The sequence below is a fragment of the Elusimicrobium minutum Pei191 genome (assembly GCF_000020145.1).
GTDB classification, from domain to species: domain Bacteria; phylum Elusimicrobiota; class Elusimicrobia; order Elusimicrobiales; family Elusimicrobiaceae; genus Elusimicrobium; species Elusimicrobium minutum.
Genome location: NC_010644.1, coordinates 300,614 through 325,371, shown reverse-complemented (window position 1 = coordinate 325,371; position 24,758 = coordinate 300,614). Strand labels below are relative to the sequence as shown.

Sequence of the window (24,758 nt, the reverse complement as noted above, 5' to 3'; positions counted from 1 at the left end):
GTTTACAATTATAAATCTTGGCCTACCGCCCATTCAAGGCCTGCTTTAGATTTAAGGTTTTCAAATACGGCTTGAAGATAAGAGTATTTAGCGGTTTGGTAAGCTTCCAACGCTAAAAGAGATTCCTGGCCAAAAGATCCCAGTTTTTCATTTTTGGCTATTTCTTTAGACAGAATTTCCAAAGATGCTTCCCTTTGTACAACCTCAGCCTGCCAGAAAGTCAAATTACTAAAGTTTTCCGACACCTGTATTCTTATTCTGTCTTCAAGATCGGCGCGTCTGAGCGTGCTTTGTTTTTGTTGTGCTTTTCTTTGCCTGGGCTGGCTTATAAAACCGTATGAAAGGGGCAAACGCACCGCCATACTTATTTGCTTGTTGGTATCTTCTAAAGAAGAATCCCCAAGCTGTTCAAAACTGGCGCCCACAATAATATCGGGATATTTTTGGCTTATACTTAAATTTGTGTAAATGCTATAAACTTCAAGTTCATAAAGAGCGGTTTTAAGTTCCGGCCTGAACTGCATGGCCCAAAGCGTCAATTTAGACAAATCGCTTTCAAACGTAAAAGGTTTAAAATCACCTTTTATTTTAACTTCGGCGTTAAGTTCTTTGTTTAAATTTTTAAGTAAATCCAAATGAGCTTTTTTAAACTCATGCCTGGCCGCAAAAACTTCCGTTCTGAACTTTTCAACCGCCGCGGTAACCGCTACTCCCCGCCAGCCTTGTAAAGGTTGTTTTTTTGCGTAGTTTTGTGCTCTTTTAAAACCCTCTTCGGCAGTTTCAAGCCTTTTTTGCGCGTAAAGCATATTATAAAAAGAATTCTTTACGTTAAAAATAACATTATTTCTTTCCGTTTCATATTTACTTTTTTCTTCTTTAAGCTGCGCTTTCGCAAGTTTTATTGAACCGGAAATTCTGCCTCCCGAGTATAAATATTGCACGGCAGACACTCTTACGCCGTATAAATTATCATTCCGGCCGCTTTGGGGGCTTAAAACTTTAAAACCCATACTTTCAGGTAAAACTGTGGGATATTCCAAATCATATTTTGTGGCCGAAGCCATTAAGTCAAATTGCGGAAAGCGCATAAACGAAGTTTCATTTACTCTGTGTTCGGCTATTATTATACTCTGCTCAACGCTTAGCAGGTTGGTATTATTTTCAATACCAAGCCTTATAGCCTGCTCTAAAGTAACGTCCGCCGCAGGAGTAAAACGGCTAAAGTACTCCGCCGCGAAAATATGCGGGGAAACAAGTAATATAACTGCCAAAAAAGATATTTTTTCAAGATTGTTTATTTTCATTTCTACCCTTCTTTATCTCTGCTTCCACAACATCCATCATATTGTTAAAATCTTTTTGCAAATCGCCAAATTCATCGCCTTTTCTCAAATTCACTCTTTTGGAAAAATCGCCTTTGGCTATTTCCTTGCATGTAACTTCAAACCTGTATATAGGTCCCGCCATTTTCTGTGATAAAATAGCCGAAACAAGCATAACAAGAATCAAAAAAATAACCATTTTCAAACCTATCGTTAAACTTATAGGTATGAATTTATCATATAAAGGCTGCAGCACCATAGGATAGTTAGCGTAAATATTTTGCAATGTAGTAAGAACTTCAAAAGTCATTATAGCTATACCTAAAATAACGCTTATCCCTATTAAAAACATATATTTAAACTGCATCTCTTTTTTGATAAAGATAATCCGCCTTTTAAATACGGGTTTTACGGTTTGCTGTGCCGGCATTTGTTTATTATCTTGCATAAAAGCCCCTCTTTTTTATATCCCGCGTTTTTAAGGCGCGGGATATAAGAAACGGCGTCTAAAAATTAGCCTTCCATCGTAACTGCACAATTCTTTCAAAAGTGTCTTTGTGCGCCATATCCCTAAAAGCAAAATCCAAATCAAGTGAAGCCAAAAGATAAATTCTTAAACCCGCGTTTAAGCGTGAATCCTTTATGTTATGAACATTATCCCATTCAAACAAAACATTAACTTTGTCTTCAATATTAAAGTTTACGCCGGTAAAAAAGAAAATGTCGGAACTGTCAAAATCAGAAAAGTTTATACCAGGGTGAACCTGCAGGTTAGGAATTATAATTTCACGGCTGAGCACAAGATAACCGCCCTTTTTTTCATGGGCGTATTCTTTTATGTGACGGTCATAAAAATATTCTCTTCCGTCATAACCTATGGCTATGGCGGGCAAATATAGAGAGCCGTCGTAAATTTTAAACTTAGCCTGAAGCTGAGGGGTTAAAACTTTAATAGGAGTTTCATTGCCGATAAGCTCCTGTGCCGCTATTGAAAACCCTATATTAAGACGCGGATAAACACCGAAATCAACGCTTGTCATAACGCTGTTTTGTGAGAAAAACCTTGTATTAAAATCCAAGGAATAATGGTCAAGCGTTTCAGCTGTGGGAACGTCAATTAAAATTGAATCCTTTCTTAAATCCTGGGCGTGCACACACACCGCGCAAACTAACAAAAAAATAACACTAAATAATCTTTTCATCTATCCCCCTTATGGTATAATTCTTCTGGGATCTCTTGTAACGGGATCTTCAATATGTCTTAACGCGCTTATATAAACGGTTTCTTTAGTGGGAATAAAGTCATTACTGTCATGCGGCAACTCTATAACCACCCTGCCTTCGTCGATTTTTCTTATGTCATATACCACCGCTTTATTCCAGCGGTCTCTAGCGCTTTTGGTAGGATCTCTAGGGACCCAGAAATCTCTCAAAACAACATCGCCCCGTTTAAGATCCTCAGCCGTAACGGGAAGTGTTTTTCTTATGATGTCTTTGGTTTTTATTGTTTGCCCTTCATAAGGGCCGTTTAAAAATTTTACCGTGTAATATCCTTCCTTATCGGCTTCCTTTATTATTTTTGCCATAGAATATGTGGCATAAAATTTATTTTCGCCGAAATAGGGTGCAAAAACCTTGTTTCTGTAATAATTTTCTATTTCTTGCTTGCTTCCGGTTCTGTAATAAGGCTCTTCCTCTTTTTTATTGGCGCAGGCGGTAAGCATAACGCCCAATAAAGCGAAAACCAAGAATTTTTTAAATGTTTTCATTACTTCCTCCAGAAAATATCGCTTCCGTATAAATCAAAAGCCATAATAAGAGGCATATTTTCAACTTCAAGTTTATAAATTGCCTCGGCCCCTAAATCTTTGTAAAGAACACACTCGCATTTTTTAACGCATTGAGCTATTAAAGCTCCCGCGCCGCCCATTGCCGCGAAATATACAGCTTTGCCAACCATGGCTTCTTTAGCTTCAGCGCTTAGCATGCCCTTCCCTATAGTAGCAATTATATCGCTTTTTGAGAGTATTTGCTTTACAAATTTATCCATTCTTCCGCTGGTAGTCGGCCCTATGCTTCCTACAACCTTTCCTTTAGGCGCGGGCGCGGGGCCGGCATAATAAACAATTTGACCTTTTAAAAATGAAGGGAAAACCTTTTCTTCCAACAGTTGTTTATGCGCTTTATCCCTGGCTGTATATATAACGCCGGAGAGTAAAACGCTGTCTCCCGTTTTTATTTTCTTCAAGTCTTTAACAGTAAGCGGTGTTTTAAGTTTTATCATAAAACCGCCTTGGCGTGCCTATGCACATGGCAGCCTATGTTAACCGCTACGGGAAGGCTTGCCATATGGCAGGGGGCGTGTTCAATAAATACGGCTAAAGCTGTATTTTTGCCGCCAAACCCCTGGGGACCTATGCCAAGTTTATTTATTTTCTTTAAAATATCTTTTTCTAAAGAAGCATAATTTTTATCTTTATTTACCCTGCCTATTTCATTAGTTAAAGCGTGTTTTGCCATAAAAGCGCAATAGTCAAAAGTACCGCCTACTCCCACACCCACAACAACGGGAGGGCAGGGATTGGCGTCCGCCTGTTTAACGGTGTTAACTATAAAATCTTTTATCTCTTCTATCGGGGCGGAAGGGTTAAACATTTTTAACGCACTCATATTTTCCGCGCCTGCGCCTTTTGGTACAACCGTTATTTTAATTTTACTGCCTTTAACAATTTTTGTGTATATAACGGCGGGGGTATTATCTTTTGTATTTACCCTCCCGAAAAGCGGATCCTTTACCACGGAAGCCCTTAAAAAGTTTTTTTTATAGCCTAAAGAAACACCTTTGTTAACAGCCTTATATAAATCGCCTTTTATAAGAACGCCGACGCCTATTTCTAAAAAAACAACTGTTATACCGGTATCTTGGCATATTGGTAAAAGCTGCCCTTTAGCTATGGAGGCGTTTTTTAAATAAATATTAAAAATCTCCTTCTCTCTGCCGGAACATCTTTTAGCGCAAGCCGCAAATGAGCAAACCGTTGAGTTTGGCAGTTCAATATTCGCTTGCTTGCACAAAGAAGCAATCGTTTTTGTAATATCAGAAGATTTTATTTGGCGCACATTTCCTCCAGTGTTTCTTTTAAAGCGCTTTTTATTATTTCCAAAGGAGGAGGCTCTATTAAATTCCTTTCCTGCAAAAGGTTAAAAGCTGCTTGTGTTTTAACAATATCAGCTTTTGTTCTCTCATAAATGGCTTTGGGGTCCAAATATACAGAGGCTACGCCTTCTTTGACAGCAGCTTCAGCTACAGCAGCGGCGACTGTGGGGTATATATCAGATTCTTCCATTTTGGGCACTATATTATCCGACGTAATGCCGCGCTTTTTAGCAAAATCAGCGATAGCGCGCGCCGCCGCGACAGCCATATTATCCGTTATTGTTTTGGCTCCGCAAAGAAGCGTGCCTTTAAGTATCCCCGGGAAACAAACCGAGTTGTTTAACTGATTATCAAAATCCCCCCTGCCAGTTGCAGTTATAAAAGCGCCCGCTTTTTTAGCGGCGTGCGGGTAAATTTCCGGTACGGGATTGGCACAGGTAAAAACTATGGCCTTATCATTCATACTCTTTATTTGCTTAGGCTTAATTGTGCCCGGCCCCGGTTTAGATAAAGCTATTAAGACATCAGCCCCTTTTACAGCCTCATCAACTTCGCTTATGTTAAGAGGGTTTGTCTGAAGGCAAAAAGCCCATTGTTTATAAAAATCAGAACTTCCTTTCAAATCTTTACGGTTTTTATTTAAAGGGCCTTTTTCGTCAATTAAAATTATTTTTTTAGGGTCAGCACCCATTTTTATAATTAAATCACACGCGGTTATATTGGCCGCGCCCGCGCCAAAAAAAACTATTTTTACCGTTTCCATTTTTTTATACGCAAGCTCTAAAGCGTTTATAAGGCCTGCCGCCAAAATAGTGGCGGTGCCCTGCGCGTCATCATGCCAAACAGGTATTATTGCGCGCTTTCTAAGCTCGTCCAAAACTTTATAACAATTAGGCTGGCTTATATCTTCTAAATTTACAGCGCCGAAGCTGTGCTGCGCCATAAGAACAAAATCAATTATTTTTTGGGCTGAATTCTTGCCCGTTTCGTCTTTGCTGTCTATACATAATGAAGTGGCATCAACATCAGCCAAAAGCTTCATTAAATAAGATTTGCCTTCCATAACGCCAAGCCCGCCGGGCGAAGTACAATCCCCGTCGCCAAGCACTCTGGTTGAATCGCTTACCACGGCAACTAAATTACTTCTGTTTGAAAGGGAAAAAGAATTTTTGTTATTATCCCGTATACTAGTGGAAACGGAGGATACGCCCGGAGTATACCACACATTAAACCATTCCGCCGAAGGCAGCGCAGCCTTAGGCATTGTAGTCATTTTACCGCCGTAAAATAAATGTGCTTTTAAACTTAGTTTTTTAAAAAAGAGAGTTTTGGCATGGACTGCCGCGTCCGCTTCGAGATGCGTAAAAAAACTGTTTATATTTTTTAAAGAAACGGCAATATCTTTATCTTCTAAATTCATATTAAAAGTTTAGCAAAAATAATCGTTAAATAAAAATTTAACAACAAATTTATTTTACCGCGCGGTTTAAGCCTTAAAAACACAAAAAAAACGGCGTTTAAAACGCCGTTTTTTAATTTTTGGAATTATCTCTTTAAATATGAGGAAGTTTTTGTTATATTAACACCGTTTCCCGCTGAAGCTGAGGCCGATTCTGTCCTGTCAGCTAATTCGCGTTCGAAATAATTTTTTTGTTTTTCATTAAAGCTTTTGTTAAGCATTGAATATTTGTTGACTATTGATCTGTTAATTTTATTTGAAAATTGCTGCATTCCGCTAACATTTTTAGACCCCAAGAAATCATTTCTATCGGCTGAAATAATATTCGCCGCGGGCACGCCCAAAACATCATAAACTTTTATACTTGTTGCCTTGGAGGTGGTAACAACCGTAATATTACGCTTGTTTTTTAACTCTTCCGCCGCTCTTTTGCCGTCAATAACAATATAATCTTTGGAGGAATTACTTATTTTTGATTTAACATCGTAAACTTTCCCGCCCGCGCATTTGGCGACATCTTCAAAATAAGGCGTATTTTTAGAAATCACAAAACATCCTTTATTACATAAAGAAGAATCTTTCCTCAGATCTTCGGCAAGCTTTTTCCTTTCATTTTTTTGTTTTTGAGTTTCTTCTATTTCCGGTGTGTTACCTGCCCATACTGCTGATACTACTTCGCTATCGCTTTTGTTGCTAATATCATCTAAAGACATATAAACATATACTATATCGGGTCTGTATTCTGATAAAGCTTTCCCCTCCGTATAACTGCTTATAAGAGCATCGTTACCGTTAACGCCGACAGCATTTAAAATATTTATGGCGGCATTTTTTTCTCTTTCAGCTATCAATTTAGAGGAGCTTTTATATTCGCACTTGCCGTCTTTACAATCAGAAGAAACTATTTCATCTTCATAAAAATCAGCTTCTTGACCTATTCTGCCGGAAAATAACCGGTTTTTTGCCGCTTCTTCCACCATATCCCACGCTTCATTCATGTGTTCATTATATTTTTCTCTTAAGTATTGCTCTCTTACCGATGTTTTTTCTTTAGCGCTCAGCTGCTTTCCGTTTTCATCCTTATAAGCATTTGCCTCGGCTACTTTTTGGGTTGCGCTTGAAAAAGCTTTATTTATATTAGGAAGAGATAACCCGTCCGCGCCGCCGCCCAAAGAAACATCGCCCCTTGAAAAATTATTAACCGCGCCCGAGGTTGACGCAGAAAACGTTCCGCCAGCGCCAGTGCCGATACTGGCTTTTGCCAAAGAATATTTAGAGCCCGCGGCTCCCGCACCTGTTGAAATACCTCTCGCGGCGCCTTCCGTAAAACTTTTTGTTAAAGGCCCGCCGGAGGAATCATTAGCGTATTGGTGTTTTGAGGTATAAGAATTTTTATTTGAACGGGACGCGCTTTGATTTTTTTGCTTGTTTATATCTGATGCGGATGCTCTTTTTGCAGAGTGTTTATCTATAGAAACCCAGTTTCCGTTTTTATCTTTTACTTCAGATCCTAAATCAAAAATAGAACTGTTTCCGTCAAAAGACATATCCGAACTGCTGGGAACGCTGACTTCTTCCCCACCGGGTATTAAACCTAAAGCCGCCCTTTGAGCGGAAGTAAGTTTATCTGAGTTTGGTGAACCTTTACTAAGTTCCGCCTTAGCCAGTACAGGCGTTCTGCCTCTGTTCATACCTAATAAAGAAGATATAAACTGCATCGCCCTTGTGAGAGGATTGGCAGAAGCAACCTGAGGAACGGCCCTCTTATTGTTTAGGCTGTTTAATATCGCATTTTTATTTAAAGTCCCGTCAATTATAGGTAAAAGCAAAAAACCCACTGTAGCAAATATTGTAAGCAAAACCACTATTTTTTTTCTGTTAATCCTTACCCGCATATACTGCCTCCGTTGCAGACATAACAATTAAACCCGAATAACACAGATAAATAAAACTTTGCAGTCCTCCAACGGATATCCCTGAAGGCACTGCATTTACAAAAAGCATATAATAAAGTATAGTGAAGTTTCTAAAAAAATCAAGGTGGTTCTGATAGCTATTTTTAATTAAAAAATACGTCTAAAAACACTTTTCCTCAAAAACACGCGTAAATATATTGTTTTTATAGCATTTTTATGGCGTTTTATAAAAAGCAAAATTATTTGTTTAAAAAGATAAATTACTTTTTATAATACCACGCCCGATTTGTATTTTTTAATTTATTCCTTATTTTTTGACTTTTCCGAAACCGCTTTTTTGATATCCATAATCGCTTTTGCAACTGAATTCTTAGGAGTATTATTTCTTTTTGATTCTATAATCTTTTTAATAGATTCCTCTGTTTTATCGGCAAATTCCTGGTTTCTTGCAAGATAATCATTAAAAAGCTCATCCGACGCCCGTTCCACAGGCGGGTTTCCTTCAACCACCTCTCCCACAATACTTCTGTCAAGATGGCTGCCTTTATCAAACTGGAAAATTAAGGAAGGATATGAAACTCTTTTTTTATCCCATTCCACGCCTTGCCTTGCCGATGTAACGATATATGGAGGTATTACAAAATTTTCATCTGAAGGTTTTACCGATGAAACTTTTTGAATTTCCTTCTCTAAATCTGAAGTTTTCACCAAATCCCAGTCAGAATCTACCGAACTGTAAATACGGGGAACTTTGTTTGGGACGTTAGAGTATGACCACCCAAGTCTTTCGCCCATTTGGCTGTATTGTCCGCCGGTATATGAAAAAGCAAGCCAGGAACAACCGCCGTCTTGGCATTCTTTCTTTATTTTTACCATGGTATTATCTGAAATACCTAATTCTTTTTGTTGTTCTTTTGTTAAATCAAGTCCTTTCGGATTAGCAGGAACGGCAACTAAAAAAGAAGGTCTTAACGCGTTCCAATTTACACCTTTATAACTATGTTCACTGCCCGACAGGTAGGAGTATATAATGGATTCCCTTTCTTCCGGGGAGAACACTTTATCATCATTAAACCCCGGTATCCAAGCTCCTAAAACTTTAGCCGCATTTTCCTTTCCTTTGTTATATACATCTTTTGAATTAATTTGTTTATATGAGCCGCATGCAGCTTTTTCTTCAGCCTCGCATGACAGTCTGCCCGTTTGCATTTTTTCCTTGGCAATACTGTCATATTCCCCTATTTTATCAAGCATCCAGCTGTCGGGTCCTTTTTCAATTTCTTTTTGGGCGGCGGTCTGCAATTTTTCTCTGGCTTGTTTTTGCAACTCCAAGAATGCGGTGCCTCTTGCCTGCCTTTGAGTATCTCTCATTTCATTATCTTTGGCTTTCTCCTTATCGCTATCGCTTAAAAGCTTGCCATTTTGGTCATACATAGCCAAAGAATCAAATGCTTTTTGCTGGGCCTTAGCAAAAATTTCGCTTAACTCCTGCCCAGAATACCCTTCTGAAGGCATACTTACGTTACCTCTTGAGAAACCTGAAATATTTCCGGAAGGATTTCCCAAAGCGGCGTAATATTCTTTTCCTTCCTGTAATATGGTATCAGGATTTTCAAAAGTATTGGAAATAGCGTTAATACCTTTTCTGGCTCCGTCAGAAAATATTTTACTAAACGGTAAAGCGGAAGCGTAAAAACCGTTAGCGTCTTTATTATCAGCAGCTATTTGGTTTGAAATCCTTCTTCCTTCCATTATTGAAAGCGGGTCATTTTTTAAATTGTAATCATACATGCCGCGGCTGAAAACATCGGGTTCTTTCTGGTGCACCATAATCCAATTTCCGTCTTTGTCTTTTATTTCAGAAATCCCGTCGCCGTCAAGTTTAATTCTTATTTCCTTACCATCATGAATACCTTGGTAAACACCTGCGCGTTCATCATATTGTGTTATATTTAAGGCGGCTCTTTGCCCGCCGGTAAAAGTGCGAAGGGTTTTTTCAGGCGCGGAAGCCGTTTCTTTTTTCCTGCCCTTAATTATTGAAGATAAAAATTCCATTGCTTTTGTAAGAGGATTAGAAGACGCGGCTTGCGGAACCGCTTTTTTGGCCGACGCATAAGCAGGGACTTTAGATAACGCGCCGTCAATAACGGGTAAAAGTAAAAAGCCCGCAACGGCAAACACCAAAACAAAAAACAATATTTTCTTTTTCTTTATTCTTAAGCGCATAAGTTCCTCTGGTTAAACATAATAAAGTATAATAAACAAAAATTTTATCCTGTTATTCTACCGTCTTTAAACCCAGATTATATTTATTATTTTTTATTTGTACTGCCATTCTGTTTCTTTTCGCCTTGTTGCATAAGGCCGATAATCGCGGACTGAACCCTCTGCCTTTCAGCCGACGTAAACTCGTTTTCCATTAATTCTATTTTTTCTACTGTTTTTTTATTAATTTCCCCTGAAACACCGCTTATTTCTTCCCCTTTTTGCTGCCCGGTCAAATATTTAGTGTCTAAAGGAAATGTCTGCAAGGCGTAAACATTTAAATTTTTATGTAAAGATAAACTTGTAACAGGCGACCCTGTTACATAAACAGTATTTCTATCAGAATCCACTATTTGCTGTAATTGGCTTCTGGTAAGGAAATGATAGCCTTTTTCGTCATTTTCCGATCCCTTTACATTAAGTTCACGCATTTTACCGCCGGCCGCTATGGAAGCGTCTTTAAAATACCCTTCCACTTTAGGCACCCAAAAACACTCTTCCTCCGTGCATGAGGCTATTTCTTTTTCTACCTGTTGCCTGCCGGCGTTAATATCAAAAGCAGAATCAGTTCTTATGCCACGTCCGGTTTTCTCTAATACTTCAGCTGTTCCGGCGGCGTCTTCCTTACTGGATTTTAAAACATAAACATATTTAGGTTGCATACCTTTAGGACTTGAATCTTTTTCAGTCTCTGTAATATAATCATTAAGATATTGCTGATAGGCGGGGTTCCCTTTTTTTAACCCTTCTCTGAAATCAGGAAGCACCGAGTTTAAAATATTTATTACAGATTCTTTTTGTACTGCTTGAACCGCGTCTTTATTCGGATGGTAAGAATCCACATAACAAACTTCCTCACAGGCAGCGTTTCTTGTTATATCCTTCTCACTAAGTTCAACTTCCTTTTGGCCTTTAGCGGACTCTTCAAGCATTTGTATGGCCTTTGCTTCGGCTAGTCTAAAAGCTTCCCCTCTGCGCCTTTCATAGTCGGCGTCTCTTTCGGCTGTTTTAGTTTCTTCCCTTTCTTTATCGGAAAGTTTCCTGCCGTTGGAATCGTATCTGTCGTTTGAAGATGAAGCCTTTTCACTAATGTCGGCGAAAAGTTTTTCTAAACTAGGCAAGCCCATTTGGCCCGCAGCAGATAAATTTGCACCTGAACCAGCGTTTGAAAAGCCAGAAAGTCCCCCGCTGCCTGAAACCGTTGGATAACCTGAAGGCCTGGTGCCGTGCCCAGAAGAAGCGAGCATTGCGCCTGAAGAACCGTCAAATGTTTTAGCGATAGCCGACATGCCTTTTTTGGCGCCGTCCGCGAATATTTTGCTAAACGGTAAAGCGGAAGCGTATAAACCTTCCTTATCTTTGTTGTCTTGGGCTATTTTATCTGAAATATTTCTGCCCTCAATAAGAGAAAGGGGGTCTTTTTTTAAATCAGACTCGTACATGCCGCGGCTGAAGACATCGGGTTCTTTTTGCTGCACCAAAACCCAGTTTCCGTCTTTATCTTTTACTTCCGCACTGCCATAATCCTCAAAATTTATTTTTATATTCCTGTCAGCGTAATCAGGCATATTACCGTCATACATAGCGGCCCTTTGGGCATTAGTGTCAATAGAGGCAAGGCCCAAAGCAAATTTTTGCGAGTTTGAAAGCTTTTGGCTGTTAACCGAAGGCGAGGAAACAACAGGCTGCTTATCTTTTTTTGTATTACCGAAATCAATAAAAGAGGATAAAAATTCCATAGCTCTAGCAAGCGGGTTGGAAGAAGCAACCTGCGGCTGGGCTTTTTTAAGGCTTCCCGGAATGGTTTTAGAAAAAGCTTTATCAATAACAGGCAGCAAAAGAAATCCCGCCGCCGCTAATCCCGCGACAAAAAATAAAACCTTTCTTTTTTTAATTCTTAAACGCATATAATCCCCAAAAAACAAATATCATTAAAACAAGTATTTACAGCCTTTCAACGGAATTTTAACCCTGAAAGCACTGTATGCTATATATATAAATATATCTATATAAACAAAAAAGTCAAGATATAAGTTTGATTAAAGTGTCCCAACATTGCTTGATATAGGAGGCAAATTTATTTTCATTAGTTTGCACTCTTTGCGCCATGGGCGGTATATAACCTTTTTCCAGCATAAGCTCGGCAAGATAATTAGAGGGAATGGCAAAATTTAAATTTTGGTTATCGGCACCTTTGTATGTTGAAAAAGCAACGGATATAACTTCCCCGTTTTCATTAAAAACAGGGCTGCCGCTGCTGCTGGGGGAAATGGGCGCGCTTATTTGGTGCCACACAACACCTTTTTTCATTAATCTGACTTGGGATATAATGCCTTCCGTTACAGTATTTTGCAACCTTCTCGGGTTACCGATAACTGTTATTATAGAACCGGGTAAAGCATAGTCCGAATCACCCAAAACCACAGTAGGCAAGTCTTTCGCGTTTATTTTTATTAAAGCTATATCAACTTTTGGCGAAACCGCTATCAAAACAGCTTCATCCGACACAAGTCCCGTATTAAATGTAACGTTCATATAAATAGCGCCGTCCACAACATGCCTGCTTGTGGCTATAAGCCCGTCCGGACTTACAATAAAACCTGTGCCGTTAAATGTGCCGCCGCGGCTGTTAGCAACATTAATTGTAACAACGCTGGGGCTGAACTCTTCCGCTATTTCAACGTGAGTTTTTGCATCACACAAACTAAAAGCTATTATAAAAAGTAAAAAAAGTTTAAGTTTCATAGTTAATCGTGTTACACTTGTATTTTATATAATATATAACATTTTGTGGATATAATGCACGTAGCCGCCCATATGCAGGTTTTCAACTTCTAAAAAATAAGCCAAAGCAAAATTATGCTAAAGCAAAAAAATATTCTATAATATATATACTTAGACTTTTAAGACAACCTGTTGCAAAGTAGATTTTTGTGTAAAACAGTTTTTTGGTGGCTGTAGCTCAGTTGGTTAGAGCATTGGTTTGTGGAGCCAAGGGCCGGGGGTTCGAGTCCCCTCAGCCACCCCAGAGGGGATTTATTGAACTTTTTACTGATGCTATATATGCATCAAAGAGGGTTTAATAAATCCCCTCTGGATATTATGGAAAGAATTTAATAATATCCTTATTTATACATCTATTTTTATTCCCAATTTTGATATTTCTTGCTCAATATATTTTGTTGCCACTTCTTCATTTTTAGATTCTAGACCGCTTTGCTAACTTTTAGCAAAATCGTACCGTTCTCAGCGGCTCTAAAAACAAGTCCAAAATCAAATTTTATACTGCTTTTACTACTTAAATTCTAGCATAAAAAGAATTAAGAGCTGTATTTTTATATACTTTATTTAAAGGGTGTCTGCTGCGACTAACAAGAAAGTTCGCAATATACCAATAGTTACGCCATATCAAAAGGAGCTTTTTATGCTTAAATCAATAGCAGAGCATATATACAATTTTTTAGCTGACAAAAGGTTCGCGCTTCCCTTAAAAGCCTCTTTAGTAATCCTTTCTATTGCAATGTTATTTTTGTTAAATAATTTCTTGGGATGGTCTTTTAACTACTCCACTAATCAAAAAATAAAGCAATTGCAAGCAATAGTCGAATTAAAGAAAAGCAACACCCATACTCAAGAATATTTAGAACATATTAATAAAATAGAGAGAGAAATATTAGAAAGAAAGCCTTTTTTCAGCACTCTAAATGTACCCTCTTGGCTAAAAAAAGATAGTTCTAGCAAATTACCCCAGCAAACATCTACTAGTGAGCCCACAGAAACACCTGCCACCACAATAATAGAAAAGAGTGATACCCCATCGCCATATAAGCAGCCTTGGCTTATGTTGTCGGCAGCCTGGCTTTTTATACTTACTTTTATGGCAGTTTTATTTGGAGTTCCTTTCTCAAAAAACTTTCGGGCAAAAGATTTCCCTGGTTATTTTGCAGGCTTACTAATACTTGCTTTTTTAATATGGTTATTGCAATTTTTAGCGGGTCTGATACCGCCGATTACTTCTGCTAAGCCTTGGATTAACTATGTTTTATATTCAGCTTTTTGGCTTGTTGCAATACTACTTGGAACCAGCTTCTCAGAAAGTAACGATGCCGAAAAAAGAACTGAAAAACGCAAATAATATCTATGCCAGGCTGTTCCTTAATATGACTGCCGTATTATTGTAAAAATGCTGCCCGCCTGTATCTTGCAAAAAGGCGGCGGCGTTTATTGGGACGTGTGATCTTATTATATAGTTTAAGTATTTGTCTACGGGCGCACCCCATAATTTATATAAGAACCCTTTGGAGAAGTCTCTAAAGGGTTCTTATGTAGCCAAAACTCAACTTTTTATCCTTAATTCCGAAAATTCAAAAGTATTTAATTCACGAATCTCTTTCTTGTTAAATTTGCGAATTTTTGAAAGTTTCTTCCGGTTCCTTTAATTTTTTTAACTATATTTTAATATTAGTTAAATATGTCTTTCAAAAAGATAGCCTTTGCCCGTTTTCTTTATTTTGCCGACACTGGGCGGAGCAATATGCATACCTGTGATATCCACGCCTTCGGCGGCCGCCTTTTTCAAAACAAGTTTTCTTGTTTTCATAGCGGTTTTGGGGTCCACATCATAGGTTAAATAAATATCAGGGTTAACAAATTGAATATTGGCGTGTATAACATCACCCAAAATAACAAGTTTCTTTCCTTTATTTTCAATAATAAACCCTGTATGCCCGGGAGTATGCCCAAACAAAGGAACACTTGTAACGCCATCAGTTATCTTTTGTTTTTGGGGAAATTTTATAATACTTTCACCGTATACTTCCAACACCTTTTTTGCCGATTTAAAGGAGGAAGAATCATTGTTTGGATTATTCCAATATTCCGCCTCTTCTTTTGAGAGAAAAACCTTAGCGTTCGGAAAAACTTTTTTTCCCTCATCATCTAACATACCGCCAATATGATCCATATGCATATGAGTAAGACAGATAATACTAATATCCTGAGGTTTAACGCCAATAGCCTCAAGCCGTTCAAGCACTTTGCCGCCGCGTGCTAAAGGGAGCCCCGTATCAAAAAGAATTTTTTGCGTTCCGGTATCAAGTAAAAAATAATTTATGGCATTCGCGTTCCAGCCCGCCGCTTTATACTTATCAAAAGTAATTTTATCTTTATTTCCTATAAGAACGTCAGAAATAGCGCCCGTGTTATTTATCATGGCGTAAAACTTATACGAACCTATATCGTATTTCAAAAAATCCTGCGCTGCAAATGCCGGTAAGGCGGCTAAAAATAAAACGCCAAACATAATTTTAATTATATTTTTCATACACTCACTCTCCTAAAAATACACCTTTCCTACCCCAATATTACAATATTAAGACTTAAAAATTACTGCTATAATAAAAATATGCCGAGAATAAAACTTTTTAATATATCAGCACTGCTTCTGCTGGCCGGTATTTTAGCCGCTTGCGCAACAGGCGGACGGCAGTTAAAATGTAATATTCATGTTATTGATTTAACAAAACAACGCGGTATATATCTGCCCAACACAACAGCCAACGGGATAGATAATTATTTAAAAACTTCCCCCAAATGGCAAAAAATACCGCGCAAATCAAACGGCAAATTAAATCATGACTCGGCCTACGAGGCCGCCCGTAAAGGCAAAACCGTTTTAGCAACATATAATACGGGCAACAGCAGAAACGGGCACATTGTTATGGTTTACGGCAAAAAGAAACCGGCCTGGAGCAACACTTTTAAAGCGGTTGTTCCGTATTCTTCGGGCAGCGTTCAGGGAAAAAAGCCTAAAATAACATTACTTTCCTATCAGTTCCGCGCGGAGCATGAACCTAAAATGAATTACTATATATATTTAAAATAACGATACTCCACGGTTTGGCAAAATTTAATAATATCTGCGAAATAAAATTATCCTGCTCAAAAAATTATTTATTAAATTTAAGCAAAAATATATTTTAGAGTCCCGGGTTAACGCGCGGGGTTCTTTTTTCATAGTTCCGCTTTGCGGACAAACAACAAAACCGCAGCAACACCACTGCCTTGGTGATACACAAACAAAATTCTCTATCTTACCCCCAAAAATATATTTAGTAATAAAATAAAAAACAGAGCCGCGTTTAAAAAACTCGGCCCTGTTTTTTATGAGAGTACGGAACACTCCCTGCATAAGACAGGGAAGGATAGCTCCCTGATTTCACAACACCTCCGTATTGCCGCTGCGGAGGTGTTGCTGTTTGTTGTTGGGGGGAATCGCAAAGCGAAATTTTAAAACAAAAAAACCCCGGGCTTAAGCCCGGGGTTTTTTATTATATTTATCTGTTAACCGTATAATTACTTTCTTCTTTTGTTATAAAAATATCATGCGGGTGGCTTTCTTTAAGGCCGGCGGCCGTAATTTTTACAAACTGGCCTTTTTCTCTAAGCTCGTCAATTGTTTTTACTCCGCAATATCCCATGGCAGCTTTTAAACCGCCTATAAGCTGGTACACGGTGTCGCTAAGCGCGCCTTTATACGGAACTCTGCCTTCAACGCCTTCAGGCACAAGTTTTTTAGAATTTTCCTGAAAATATCTGTCGCTGCTGCCGGAGCCCATTGCCCCGGCCGAGCCCATGCCCCTGTAAGTTTTAAAAGCGCGTCCGTTGTAAATAATATTTTCACCGGGTGATTCGTTTGTTCCGGCGAAAAGTGAGCCCATCATACAAACGCTTGCCCCCGCGGCTATAGCCTTTGCTATATCGCCCGAGAACTTTATGCCGCCATCCGCTATTACGGGCACTCCGTATTTGGAAGCAACCAAGGCACAGTCATAAATAGCCGTAATCTGCGGCACGCCTATACCAGCGATAACCCTTGTCGTACAAATCGCGCCAGGCCCGATACCTACTTTAACCGCGTCAACACCCGCCTTAATCAAATCTTCCGTAGCGGCGGCGGTGGCTACATTGCCCGCTATTATCTGCAAGTCAGGAAACTCGGCTCTCATTTTTTTAACGGCCTCTATAACGCCCTGGCTGTGCCCATGGGCGGTATCGATAACAATAACGTCAACATTTGCGTCAATTAAAACCTGTGCTCTTGCAAACATATCTTTAGTTACGCCTACGGCAGCACCCGCCAAAAGTCTGCCTTTAGCGTCTTTTGCCGAGTTAGGATAAAGAATACTTTTTTCAATATCTTTAATAGTAATAAGCCCTTTTAATTTAAACTTATCGTCTACAAGGGGAAGCTTTTCAATTTTTTTGCCTCTTAAAATTTCCTTAGCTTCCTTTAAAGACGTTCCTATTTTAGCGGTAACAAGATTATCTTTTGTCATTATATCGCCAATGCGCACGCTGTTATCCGTTTCAAAACGCATATCGCGGTTTGTGATAATGCCTATAAGTTTGCCGTTGTCGTTAATTATCGGCACGCCTGAAATTTTGTATTTGGCGGCAAGCTCTTTAGCTTCAGCTAAAGTATTATCTTTTCTAAGGGAAAACGGGTCATAAATAACGCCGTTGTCGCTTCTTTTAACTCTGTCAACTTCAGCGGCCTGCGCGGTGATAGACATGTTCTTATGAATTATACCCACGCCGCCCTCACGGGCTATGGCTATTGCCATTTTAGATTCTGTAACCGTATCCATGCCGGCGCTCATTAAAGGAATATTAAGTTTTATTTTTTTTGTAAGATGAGTGCTTGTTTTAACGTCTTTAGGCAGCACTTCGGAATGCTGCGGCACCAGCAGAACATCATCAAATGTTAATGCTTCTTTAGAAAATTTATTATCCATTTTTATTCCTCTTTATTCGTATATGCAAAAAAGCCCCGCAAAAACGGGGCTTTTTTAAATTTCGTTTAACCACACACAAGTACAAAAGCCTGAACTCTTGCGGAAAATGCTTATTGTATGATTTAATCTTTCCATAAATTATTTTACAAAATTTAAGCCCGCCTGTTAAGTGCTATAATAAATATACAGGGGGATATTATGAAAAAAATTGTACTTTTAAGACATGGCGAGAGCACCTGGAACAAAGAAAACCGCTTCACAGGCTGGACTGACGTTGATTTAACGGAAAAAGGTGTGGCTGAAGCCGCCAAAGCCGGCGAAATCTTAAAAAAAGAGGGCTTTATTTTTGATAAAGCATATACTTCTTATTTAAAACGCGCGGTAAAAACGCTTAACTGTGTGCTTGACAAAATGGACTTGGATTGGATAAACGTTGAAAAAACATGGCGTCTTAATGAAAAACACTACGGCACCCTTCAAGGTTTAAACAAAGCCGAAACAGCCGAAAAATACGGAGCCGAACAGGTTCAATTATGGCGTAGAAGTTTTGATATCGCGCCCGATCCGATACCCGAAGACGACCCGAGAAACCCGCGTAAAGACATACGTTATAAAAACGTAACGAACGCGGATTTGCCCGCTACCGAATCACTAAAAGACACTATAGCCCGCACTATGCCTTATTGGACGGATGTTATAATGAAGCAGTTAAAAACATCAAACCAGCTTATTGTTGTTGCCCACGGCAACAGTTTAAGAGGCGTAATAAAACATTTAAAAAATATTTCGGACGAAGATATTGTAAACTTAAATTTACCTACAGCGGTACCTTATGTTTTCGAGTTTGACGATAATCTTAATATGACAAGAGATTATTTTTTGGGCGATCCTGAGGAAGTAAAAAAACTTATGGAAGCCGTGGCCAACCAGGCTAAAAAGAAATAAAATTTAAAAAAGTCCTCTATTTCAAGAGGGCTTTTTTATGACGTAAAAAAACAGTTAAAATAGTTTTTTATAAAAAATATGCTATTATTTGGTTATGCAGAAAAATTTATCTAACAAAGCAATGATGATGAGCATGAGCGCCATGATGAGCATGATGCGCATGCACTCTTTTGCCTTTCGGATAAATTTTTAAAATAATTTTATAAAAACAAAAAAATAACCCGTCAGGCAAAAGCCAGGCGGGTTATTTTTTATGGTTTCGGCGCCGCACCGAACCGCTAAAAAGGAGATTTTATGACAAAACAACATATTGAAACTTTGGCCGTATCATACGGCTTTGAAATTGACGAAACGGGATCAAGCAACCCGCCGTTATATCTTTCAAACGCTTATAAATTTAATGACGCTAAACATGCAAAAGACCTGTTTGACCTCAAAGCCCCGGGTTATATTTACACAAGGCTAAACAACCCGACAAACAATTTTTTGGAAGAAAGAATTAACGCTCTCGAAGGCGGCGCGGGAACATTGGTAACGGCTTCGGGCCATTCGGCCGAGTTTATGACAATATGCGCCCTTGCCGAAACGGGCGACGAAATAATTTCCTCTAACGCTTTATACGGCGGCACATTTAACATGTTTTCCCATTCGCTCCGCCGTTTGGGCATAAAAGTAAAATTTGCCGATGTTTCAAACCCCGCCGAGTTTGAAAACCTGGTAACGGATAAAACAAAAGCCATTTTTGTTGAGTCCATAAGCAACCCCGGCTGTGAGATACCTGACTTTGAGCAACTTTCCAAAATAGCTAAAAAACATAAAATCCCCTTTATAGTTGATAATACCTGCATGACCCCATACCTTTTTAAACCCAAAGATTTCGGCGCGGATATAATAATACATTCAACCACAAAGTTTTTGTCGGGCCACGCGGCGGTGATGGGCGGCTCTGTAACGGATTGCGGCACTTTTGACTGGACAAGCGGGCGTTTCCCCTCTTTTTGCAACCCCGACCCAAGCTACCACAATATAGTTTACGCCAAAGATTTTGCACAAAACGCTTTTATAGTAAAACTGCGCACCCAGGTTTTAAGAGATATCGGAGCGTGCCAAAGCCCTTTTAACTCTTATCTTACATTGCAAGGCATACAAACTCTTCATGTGCGTATGGACAGACATTTGGAAAACACTCTAAAACTTATTGATTACTTAAAAAATAATCCCAAAATAGCGTGGGTAAAATACCCGCTTGTAGAAGGGAATCCTTTTAAACAAACGGCTGAAAAATATTTTAAAAAAGGTTGCGGGTCGCTTTTTTCCTTTGGGTTAAAAGGCGGTTATGAAGCGGGAAAGAAACTAATAGAAAACGTAACCCTTTGCCTGCACGCCACAAATTTAGGAGACGTAAGGACAATAGTCACTCACCCGGCCAGCACAACGCACAGCCAGTTAACGAAGGAAGAAAAACAAAAAACGGCAATAGGCGATGACCTTATAAGGATTTCCGTAGGCATTGAAAATATTGATGACATTATAGCCGACTTGGAGAAAGCGCTTATATGATAGAAGCCTGCGTATTAAATTTAATGCCCACAAAAGAAGCTACCGAAAGGCAGTTAAGTTCGCTGCTTAACTCAGCGGGCAAAAAAATTAATATAGCCTGGCTTACCACAGCTACTTATAAAAGTAAAAATATTTCGGAAGATTATTTAAGGACCAATTATATTACTTTTGAAAATATTACAAACCGTAAGTTTGATATTTTTATTGTTACGGGCGCGCCTGTTGAACTTATGGAATTTGAGGATGTTGCATACTGGCAAGAGCTTACTAAAATACTTGATTTTACAAAAACAAACAGCCTTTTTAATATTTTTATATGCTGGGGCGCTCAAGCGGCGCTTTATCATTTTTACAAAATACAAAAATATAAATTTGATAAAAAATACTGCGGCATATTTAAACAAAGTCTGCAAAATCCCGATTCCATTTTTTATAAAGAGATTGCCGACGGTTTTTATATGCCCCATTCACGCCATACAGGTATAAAAAAAGAGGACATTAAAAAAAATAAAAATATTATAACGGACCTCTGCTCAGGGGTCGAAGTAAGCGTGGTTTCAAGTAGTGACCAAAAAAACTTATATATAACCGGGCATCCGGAATATGAGGCTGACACCATACACCTTGAATATTTAAGAGACCTTGCTTCAGGCAAAAACCCCGCGCTGCCTGAAAATTATTACCCCGAAAATAACCCCGCGCTTAAGCCTGTTAACACCTGGCAAAAGCAAGCGGCGCAGTTTTACAAAAATATAATAAATCATGTTATTAATTTGAAAGGAGAGTTAAATGAAAACTTTTAATGTTGCAATCATCGGCTGCGGCAACGTAGGCGGCGGCACGGCAAAAATTATACAAGAAACCGCCGCGGAACTTAAAAAAAGAGCGGGCGGAAAAGAAATAAAAATTAAAAAAATTATTACCTTGCACCCCCGCCGCCAGGCAAAGCGCCACGGGTTACCCTTAGAGTTATTTTGTTCTGATAAAGAAGAAATAACAAAAGAGCAAAGCGACGCTTGTATAAAAAATGTTCTTAACGACCCTGATATAGATTTAGTTATTGAAACCGTGGGCGGCAGCACCAACCATATACACAACCTGCACAAAAATATATTAAAAAGCGGCAAGCATCTTGTAACCGCAAATAAAGCGATACTGGCAAAACACGGCAACACTATTTTCGACTACGCTAAAGAAAAAAATAAATCCGTGGGTTTTGAAGGCGCCGTTTGCGGAGCCATACCTTTAATAAAAGTAGTGCAGGACAGTTTTACCGGTGATCTTATTAACTCCATTACCGGCATTGTTAACGGAACAAGCAACTTTGTTTTAAGCCGCATGAACGCCAAAGGCAGCACCTTTGAGGACGCTTTAAAACTTGCGCAAAAACTGGGCTACGCTGAGCTTGACCCGACAATGGATATCAACGGTATGGACGCGGCAAATAAATTAAAAATTTTAATTCAGCTTATTTACGGCATTCCCGCGACTGAGCAAAGCTTTCCCGTTAAGGGCATTACCGCAATTACAAAAGAAGATTTTATGGTAGCAAAAAGTTTAAACAGCACCATTAAACTTATAGCCTTCGCTATAAAAGAAAAAAATAAAGTTTACTCCTTTGTGCAGCCCGCCGTAATATCTAACCAGGATTTTTTATATAACGTAAACGGCGCTACAAACGCCATAAAAATAAACGCTAATTACTCGGGCGAACATTTGTTTGTAGGCCAGGGCGCGGGTTCGATTGAAACAGGCAGCGCGGTTGTATCGGACGTTGTTTTTATAGCCAAACACGGATACATAAAAGATATTAAAGAATCCACCGCCCCTATTAAACACAAACAGGCTGATTTTAATGATTACCCCGCTTCTTACTTATTAATTATAAAAACAAAAGATAATCCGGGCGTAATAGGCACCGTAGGCACAGCCATAGGCGATGTGGGCGTTAATATAGAAAATATAGCGCAAAGTATAATATCGGGCGAAGATTGGTTTTTACCCGTTGAAGTAAGCAAATGCAGTGCTAAGCAGCTTAATAAGGCGGTTTCTTTAATAAAAAAACGCAAACCCAAACTTATTGAGGACTTTAAATATATTCCTATATTTAAATAAAAAATATTACTTAAAAAAACTGCCCGTAAGCCGGCGTAAATTTGCGTTTTTACGGGCAGTTTTATTTTGCTTTTTTATATGATAACAGACCTAAATTTTTACCCATAAAAGCGCAAAGCAAAGAGGCTTCTTTTTTTATTTTTAATTTATCTTCCGCGGTGATTGTTTTAAATAAATTAAAATTAAAGTTCATATTATTGCCTTTCATTTCATAAAGCCATGTTCCGGCGGCTTCAGTGCCAATAAGTAAAACAGCTTCCACATGGGCTGCGGGCCGCCAAACATGCTTATTATGTTTTGTATCCATAGCCCAGGTTTTATCCGAGTAAGCTACAAACAGCGGGTCAAACTTGCCAAGCAGTTTAATTACGTTTTTTACACCTGATTTTTTTAAATCCGCAAAATGTTTGTCCTTTTTAGTAAGATAGACAGACGTTTTATTAAAAGTAAATTCTTCAAGACCATTTTTTATTTTTTCAAAAGATTTAGCTGCGTCCATTTTTCTAAGCCCGCTCCAATGCAAAAAATCTTTAAAACTTGCGGGCCCGTAGCAAGCAAAATAACGGAGCATAAGGTCAGCCATAATGTCTTCTTTATTTTCTGCGTTCCAGGTTTTAAACTCTTTATCGGAAACAATTTGTTTTCTAAGTAGAAAAGTTTTAGAGTAAGGCCGCTCTGGCACGGCGAACAAAACACCTTTGTAGCACGCATACATTATAAGCACAGTGTCTAAATAAAAATGCGTTATATGGGGGAACTTTTCCTTAGCTAAAAGTTGCAATTCTTTTTTATTCCAAATGTCTTTGCTTTCTATTTTTTTAAGCACTGTCTGCAAATGTTTATTATCTGACTTTAAAAAAGATTCTAATCTATCACTTCCGCCGCCGTATATTTTGTAAATAAAACGCCAATCGTCTTTGTGGTATGTGTGCACGGTCATACGCTGGCCCCAAAGCTTAATAAGGTTTTTATTTTTAAAAAAAGAGGTAAGCCCGCCTTCTTTTAAATTTTTTACTCTGTTAAATATGCTTATTTCGCCAAATTGCTGGGCTTGTGACTGTATGCCAAGCAAATTTTTCGCGCAGGAAAGCGGGCAGTCAAAAGGTTCGGACAGACCGGATTTAGATATTCTTAAGTAAAAAATTTGCTCTCTTGTAAGATTCATTCTTCAGTTCTAATTGTTTTTATGCCGCTGTTCATAACGGCTTTTCTAAAAGCGGAATCGTATATAAAAGGACATTTAAAAATAAGTTTGGCGGCGAGTTTAAAGCGAAGCCCCCTTGAAGCGGACGCGTACGCGCGGTGCTTATTTTCTTTATGTTTATTAAAAATATCACCCAGTATTTTGGCTGTTTTAAAAGCGCTGCTTATGCCTTCTAAAGAGCTTGGGCTTATAAAGCCGGCAGCCTCGCCTATTAAAAAAACATTGCCGCCGCCAAGGCAAAACTCGGTAAAACTGTTAGGACGCAAAATCATGCAGGCTTCCGTTTTTACGGGCTCCGGGAATTTAAAACCAAGCTCGCTTAATTTTTCTTTTTGTCTTTCAAATTTTTCCCTGCTGTTTGATACGGGATACGCGCCGCCAAAAATAAAATGCCCGTCCTTAGAAAGCGCCCAGGAATAACAGTCCGTATTTTCAGGGTCAAGAATGCAGGAGTAAAAAGGTTTTTGGTGCTCGTCTTTAAACCATTGCTGCACGGCGGTATATTTTCTTATATTAAATTTAGGAAAAAACATGCGGCGCACAAAAGAGTCCGCCCCATCCGCGCCTACAACATAATCAGCCGTTATTTCCTGTTTATGCCCGTTTTCGTCAAACACTATTTTAAACCCTCTCTGCGTTTTTAACATATATTGGCAGATGGAATTTTTAAAAATTTTAACGTTTTTGGGAATAAGAGAAATAAGCCAGCTATCAAACTTGCTTCTGTCTATATTTAAATACATGCGCTGATAATGTTTGGTTATTCTATTTTTTAAATCAATTGTTTTAACGGAAAATATCTGCGGGTCAACCAAAATATCTTTCGGAAGAGTAAGGTTAAATTTGGCTAATTCTTTTTGCGCGTCGGGCGCTAAAAGCCCGCCGCAAGGCTTTTGAAAAGAAGAGTCTGCGCCCTTTTTATCTATGGCGGCAACTCTAAAAAATTTGCCGTCTAAAAGCCTGGCCAGCGTAGCGCCTGCGGGGCCAAGCCCTATAATAGCTATATCAAAATGTTTCAT

At 38.8% G+C, this 24,758-nt stretch carries 21 protein-coding genes and 1 tRNA gene; 7 read left to right on the top strand and 15 right to left on the bottom strand.

The genetic code is table 11. From position 1 onward, the window contains the following. Nucleotides 1-8: 8 nt before the first annotated feature. The 11 genes from EMIN_RS01540 to EMIN_RS01490 form a co-directional block, all read right to left on the bottom strand. Complete coding sequence (locus tag EMIN_RS01540; RefSeq protein WP_012414477.1) at nucleotides 9-1,304, bottom strand: TolC family protein; 1,296 nt, start codon at nucleotides 1,302-1,304, stop codon at nucleotides 9-11. Beyond that, complete coding sequence (locus EMIN_RS01535; RefSeq protein WP_012414476.1) at nucleotides 1,285-1,770, bottom strand: methyl-accepting chemotaxis protein; 486 nt, start codon at nucleotides 1,768-1,770, stop codon at nucleotides 1,285-1,287. The genes EMIN_RS01540 and EMIN_RS01535 overlap by 20 nt, the downstream gene beginning before the upstream one ends. Before the next feature lie 58 nt (nucleotides 1,771-1,828). Continuing rightward, nucleotides 1,829-2,524 (bottom strand): hypothetical protein, encoded by a 696-nt coding sequence (locus EMIN_RS01530; RefSeq protein WP_012414475.1) that lies wholly within the window; start codon nucleotides 2,522-2,524, stop codon nucleotides 1,829-1,831. 9 nt (nucleotides 2,525-2,533) lie between these two features. Continuing rightward, entirely contained in the window at nucleotides 2,534-3,091 is a 558-nt protein-coding gene (locus tag EMIN_RS01525) for a hypothetical protein (protein WP_012414474.1), read from the bottom strand. Then, complete coding sequence (locus tag EMIN_RS01520) at nucleotides 3,091-3,606, bottom strand: FumA C-terminus/TtdB family hydratase beta subunit (protein WP_012414473.1); 516 nt, start codon at nucleotides 3,604-3,606, stop codon at nucleotides 3,091-3,093. Before EMIN_RS01520 ends, EMIN_RS01525 begins: the two co-directional genes overlap by 1 nt. Then, complete coding sequence (locus tag EMIN_RS01515; RefSeq protein WP_012414472.1) at nucleotides 3,603-4,442, bottom strand: fumarate hydratase; 840 nt, start codon at nucleotides 4,440-4,442, stop codon at nucleotides 3,603-3,605. Before EMIN_RS01515 ends, EMIN_RS01520 begins: the two co-directional genes overlap by 4 nt. Next, nucleotides 4,430-5,899 (bottom strand): NAD(P)-dependent malic enzyme, encoded by a 1,470-nt coding sequence (locus tag EMIN_RS01510; protein WP_012414471.1) that lies wholly within the window; start codon nucleotides 5,897-5,899, stop codon nucleotides 4,430-4,432. The genes EMIN_RS01515 and EMIN_RS01510 overlap by 13 nt, the downstream gene beginning before the upstream one ends. A 125-nt stretch (nucleotides 5,900-6,024) precedes the next feature. Beyond that, nucleotides 6,025-7,833: a hypothetical protein gene (locus tag EMIN_RS01505; protein ID WP_012414470.1), complete on the bottom strand. Its 1,809-nt coding sequence runs from the start codon at nucleotides 7,831-7,833 to the stop codon at nucleotides 6,025-6,027. A 321-nt stretch (nucleotides 7,834-8,154) separates the two neighbouring features. Further along, nucleotides 8,155-10,080 (bottom strand): hypothetical protein, encoded by a 1,926-nt coding sequence (locus tag EMIN_RS01500; protein ID WP_012414469.1) that lies wholly within the window; start codon nucleotides 10,078-10,080, stop codon nucleotides 8,155-8,157. An 86-nt stretch (nucleotides 10,081-10,166) separates the two neighbouring features. Further along, on the bottom strand, nucleotides 10,167-12,026 hold the full coding sequence (locus EMIN_RS01495) for a hypothetical protein (RefSeq protein ID WP_012414468.1): 1,860 nt from the start codon (nucleotides 12,024-12,026) through the stop codon (nucleotides 10,167-10,169). 115 nt (nucleotides 12,027-12,141) lie between these two features. After that, the gene (locus EMIN_RS01490; RefSeq protein ID WP_052545804.1) at nucleotides 12,142-12,864 is read right to left on the bottom strand and encodes a S1C family serine protease; all 723 of its coding nucleotides are present in this window, start codon (nucleotides 12,862-12,864) and stop codon (nucleotides 12,142-12,144) included. Nucleotides 12,865-13,070: 206 nt separating this feature from the next. On the opposite strand from EMIN_RS01490, the gene EMIN_RS01485 reads away from it, so the two are divergent. Both EMIN_RS01485 and EMIN_RS01480 read left to right on the top strand, forming a co-directional pair. Continuing rightward, a tRNA-His gene (locus EMIN_RS01485) sits at nucleotides 13,071-13,147 on the top strand. A 396-nt stretch (nucleotides 13,148-13,543) separates the two neighbouring features. Then, entirely contained in the window at nucleotides 13,544-14,254 is a 711-nt protein-coding gene (locus EMIN_RS01480; RefSeq protein WP_012414467.1) for a hypothetical protein, read from the top strand. Between the two features lie 330 nt (nucleotides 14,255-14,584). Here EMIN_RS01480 and EMIN_RS08015 read toward each other — a convergent pair whose 3' ends face one another. Beyond that, entirely contained in the window at nucleotides 14,585-15,442 is an 858-nt protein-coding gene (locus EMIN_RS08015; protein WP_012414466.1) for an MBL fold metallo-hydrolase, read from the bottom strand. Nucleotides 15,443-15,523: 81 nt separating this feature from the next. On the opposite strand from EMIN_RS08015, the gene EMIN_RS01470 reads away from it, so the two are divergent. After that, nucleotides 15,524-16,003, top strand: a complete 480-nt coding sequence (locus tag EMIN_RS01470) for a hypothetical protein (RefSeq protein WP_012414465.1) — start codon at nucleotides 15,524-15,526, stop codon at nucleotides 16,001-16,003. Between the two features lie 451 nt (nucleotides 16,004-16,454). On the opposite strand, the gene guaB is transcribed toward EMIN_RS01470, so the two are convergent. Then, nucleotides 16,455-17,915: an IMP dehydrogenase gene (gene guaB, locus EMIN_RS01460; protein ID WP_012414464.1), complete on the bottom strand. Its 1,461-nt coding sequence runs from the start codon at nucleotides 17,913-17,915 to the stop codon at nucleotides 16,455-16,457. Nucleotides 17,916-18,113: 198 nt separating this feature from the next. Here guaB and gpmA point away from each other — a divergent pair, with 198 nt between their 5' ends. The 4 genes from gpmA (at nucleotide 18,114) to EMIN_RS01440 (ending at nucleotide 22,535) form a co-directional block, all read left to right on the top strand. After that, complete coding sequence (gene gpmA / locus EMIN_RS01455) at nucleotides 18,114-18,860, top strand: 2,3-diphosphoglycerate-dependent phosphoglycerate mutase (RefSeq protein ID WP_012414463.1); 747 nt, start codon at nucleotides 18,114-18,116, stop codon at nucleotides 18,858-18,860. 294 nt (nucleotides 18,861-19,154) lie between these two features. Continuing rightward, on the top strand, nucleotides 19,155-20,420 hold the full coding sequence (locus tag EMIN_RS01450) for an O-acetylhomoserine aminocarboxypropyltransferase/cysteine synthase family protein (protein WP_012414462.1): 1,266 nt from the start codon (nucleotides 19,155-19,157) through the stop codon (nucleotides 20,418-20,420). Then, nucleotides 20,417-21,223 (top strand): homoserine O-acetyltransferase/O-succinyltransferase family protein, encoded by an 807-nt coding sequence (locus EMIN_RS01445; RefSeq protein ID WP_012414461.1) that lies wholly within the window; start codon nucleotides 20,417-20,419, stop codon nucleotides 21,221-21,223. The genes EMIN_RS01450 and EMIN_RS01445 overlap by 4 nt, the downstream gene beginning before the upstream one ends. Beyond that, nucleotides 21,210-22,535: a homoserine dehydrogenase gene (locus EMIN_RS01440; RefSeq protein ID WP_012414460.1), complete on the top strand. Its 1,326-nt coding sequence runs from the start codon at nucleotides 21,210-21,212 to the stop codon at nucleotides 22,533-22,535. Before EMIN_RS01445 ends, EMIN_RS01440 begins: the two co-directional genes overlap by 14 nt. A gap of 61 nt (nucleotides 22,536-22,596) precedes the next feature. Here the strand turns inward: EMIN_RS01440 and EMIN_RS01435 are convergent, their stop codons facing one another. After that, complete coding sequence (locus EMIN_RS01435; RefSeq protein WP_012414459.1) at nucleotides 22,597-23,700, bottom strand: DNA glycosylase AlkZ-like family protein; 1,104 nt, start codon at nucleotides 23,698-23,700, stop codon at nucleotides 22,597-22,599. Further along, nucleotides 23,697-24,758: an FAD-binding protein gene (locus tag EMIN_RS01430; RefSeq protein ID WP_012414458.1), complete on the bottom strand. Its 1,062-nt coding sequence runs from the start codon at nucleotides 24,756-24,758 to the stop codon at nucleotides 23,697-23,699. Before EMIN_RS01430 ends, EMIN_RS01435 begins: the two co-directional genes overlap by 4 nt.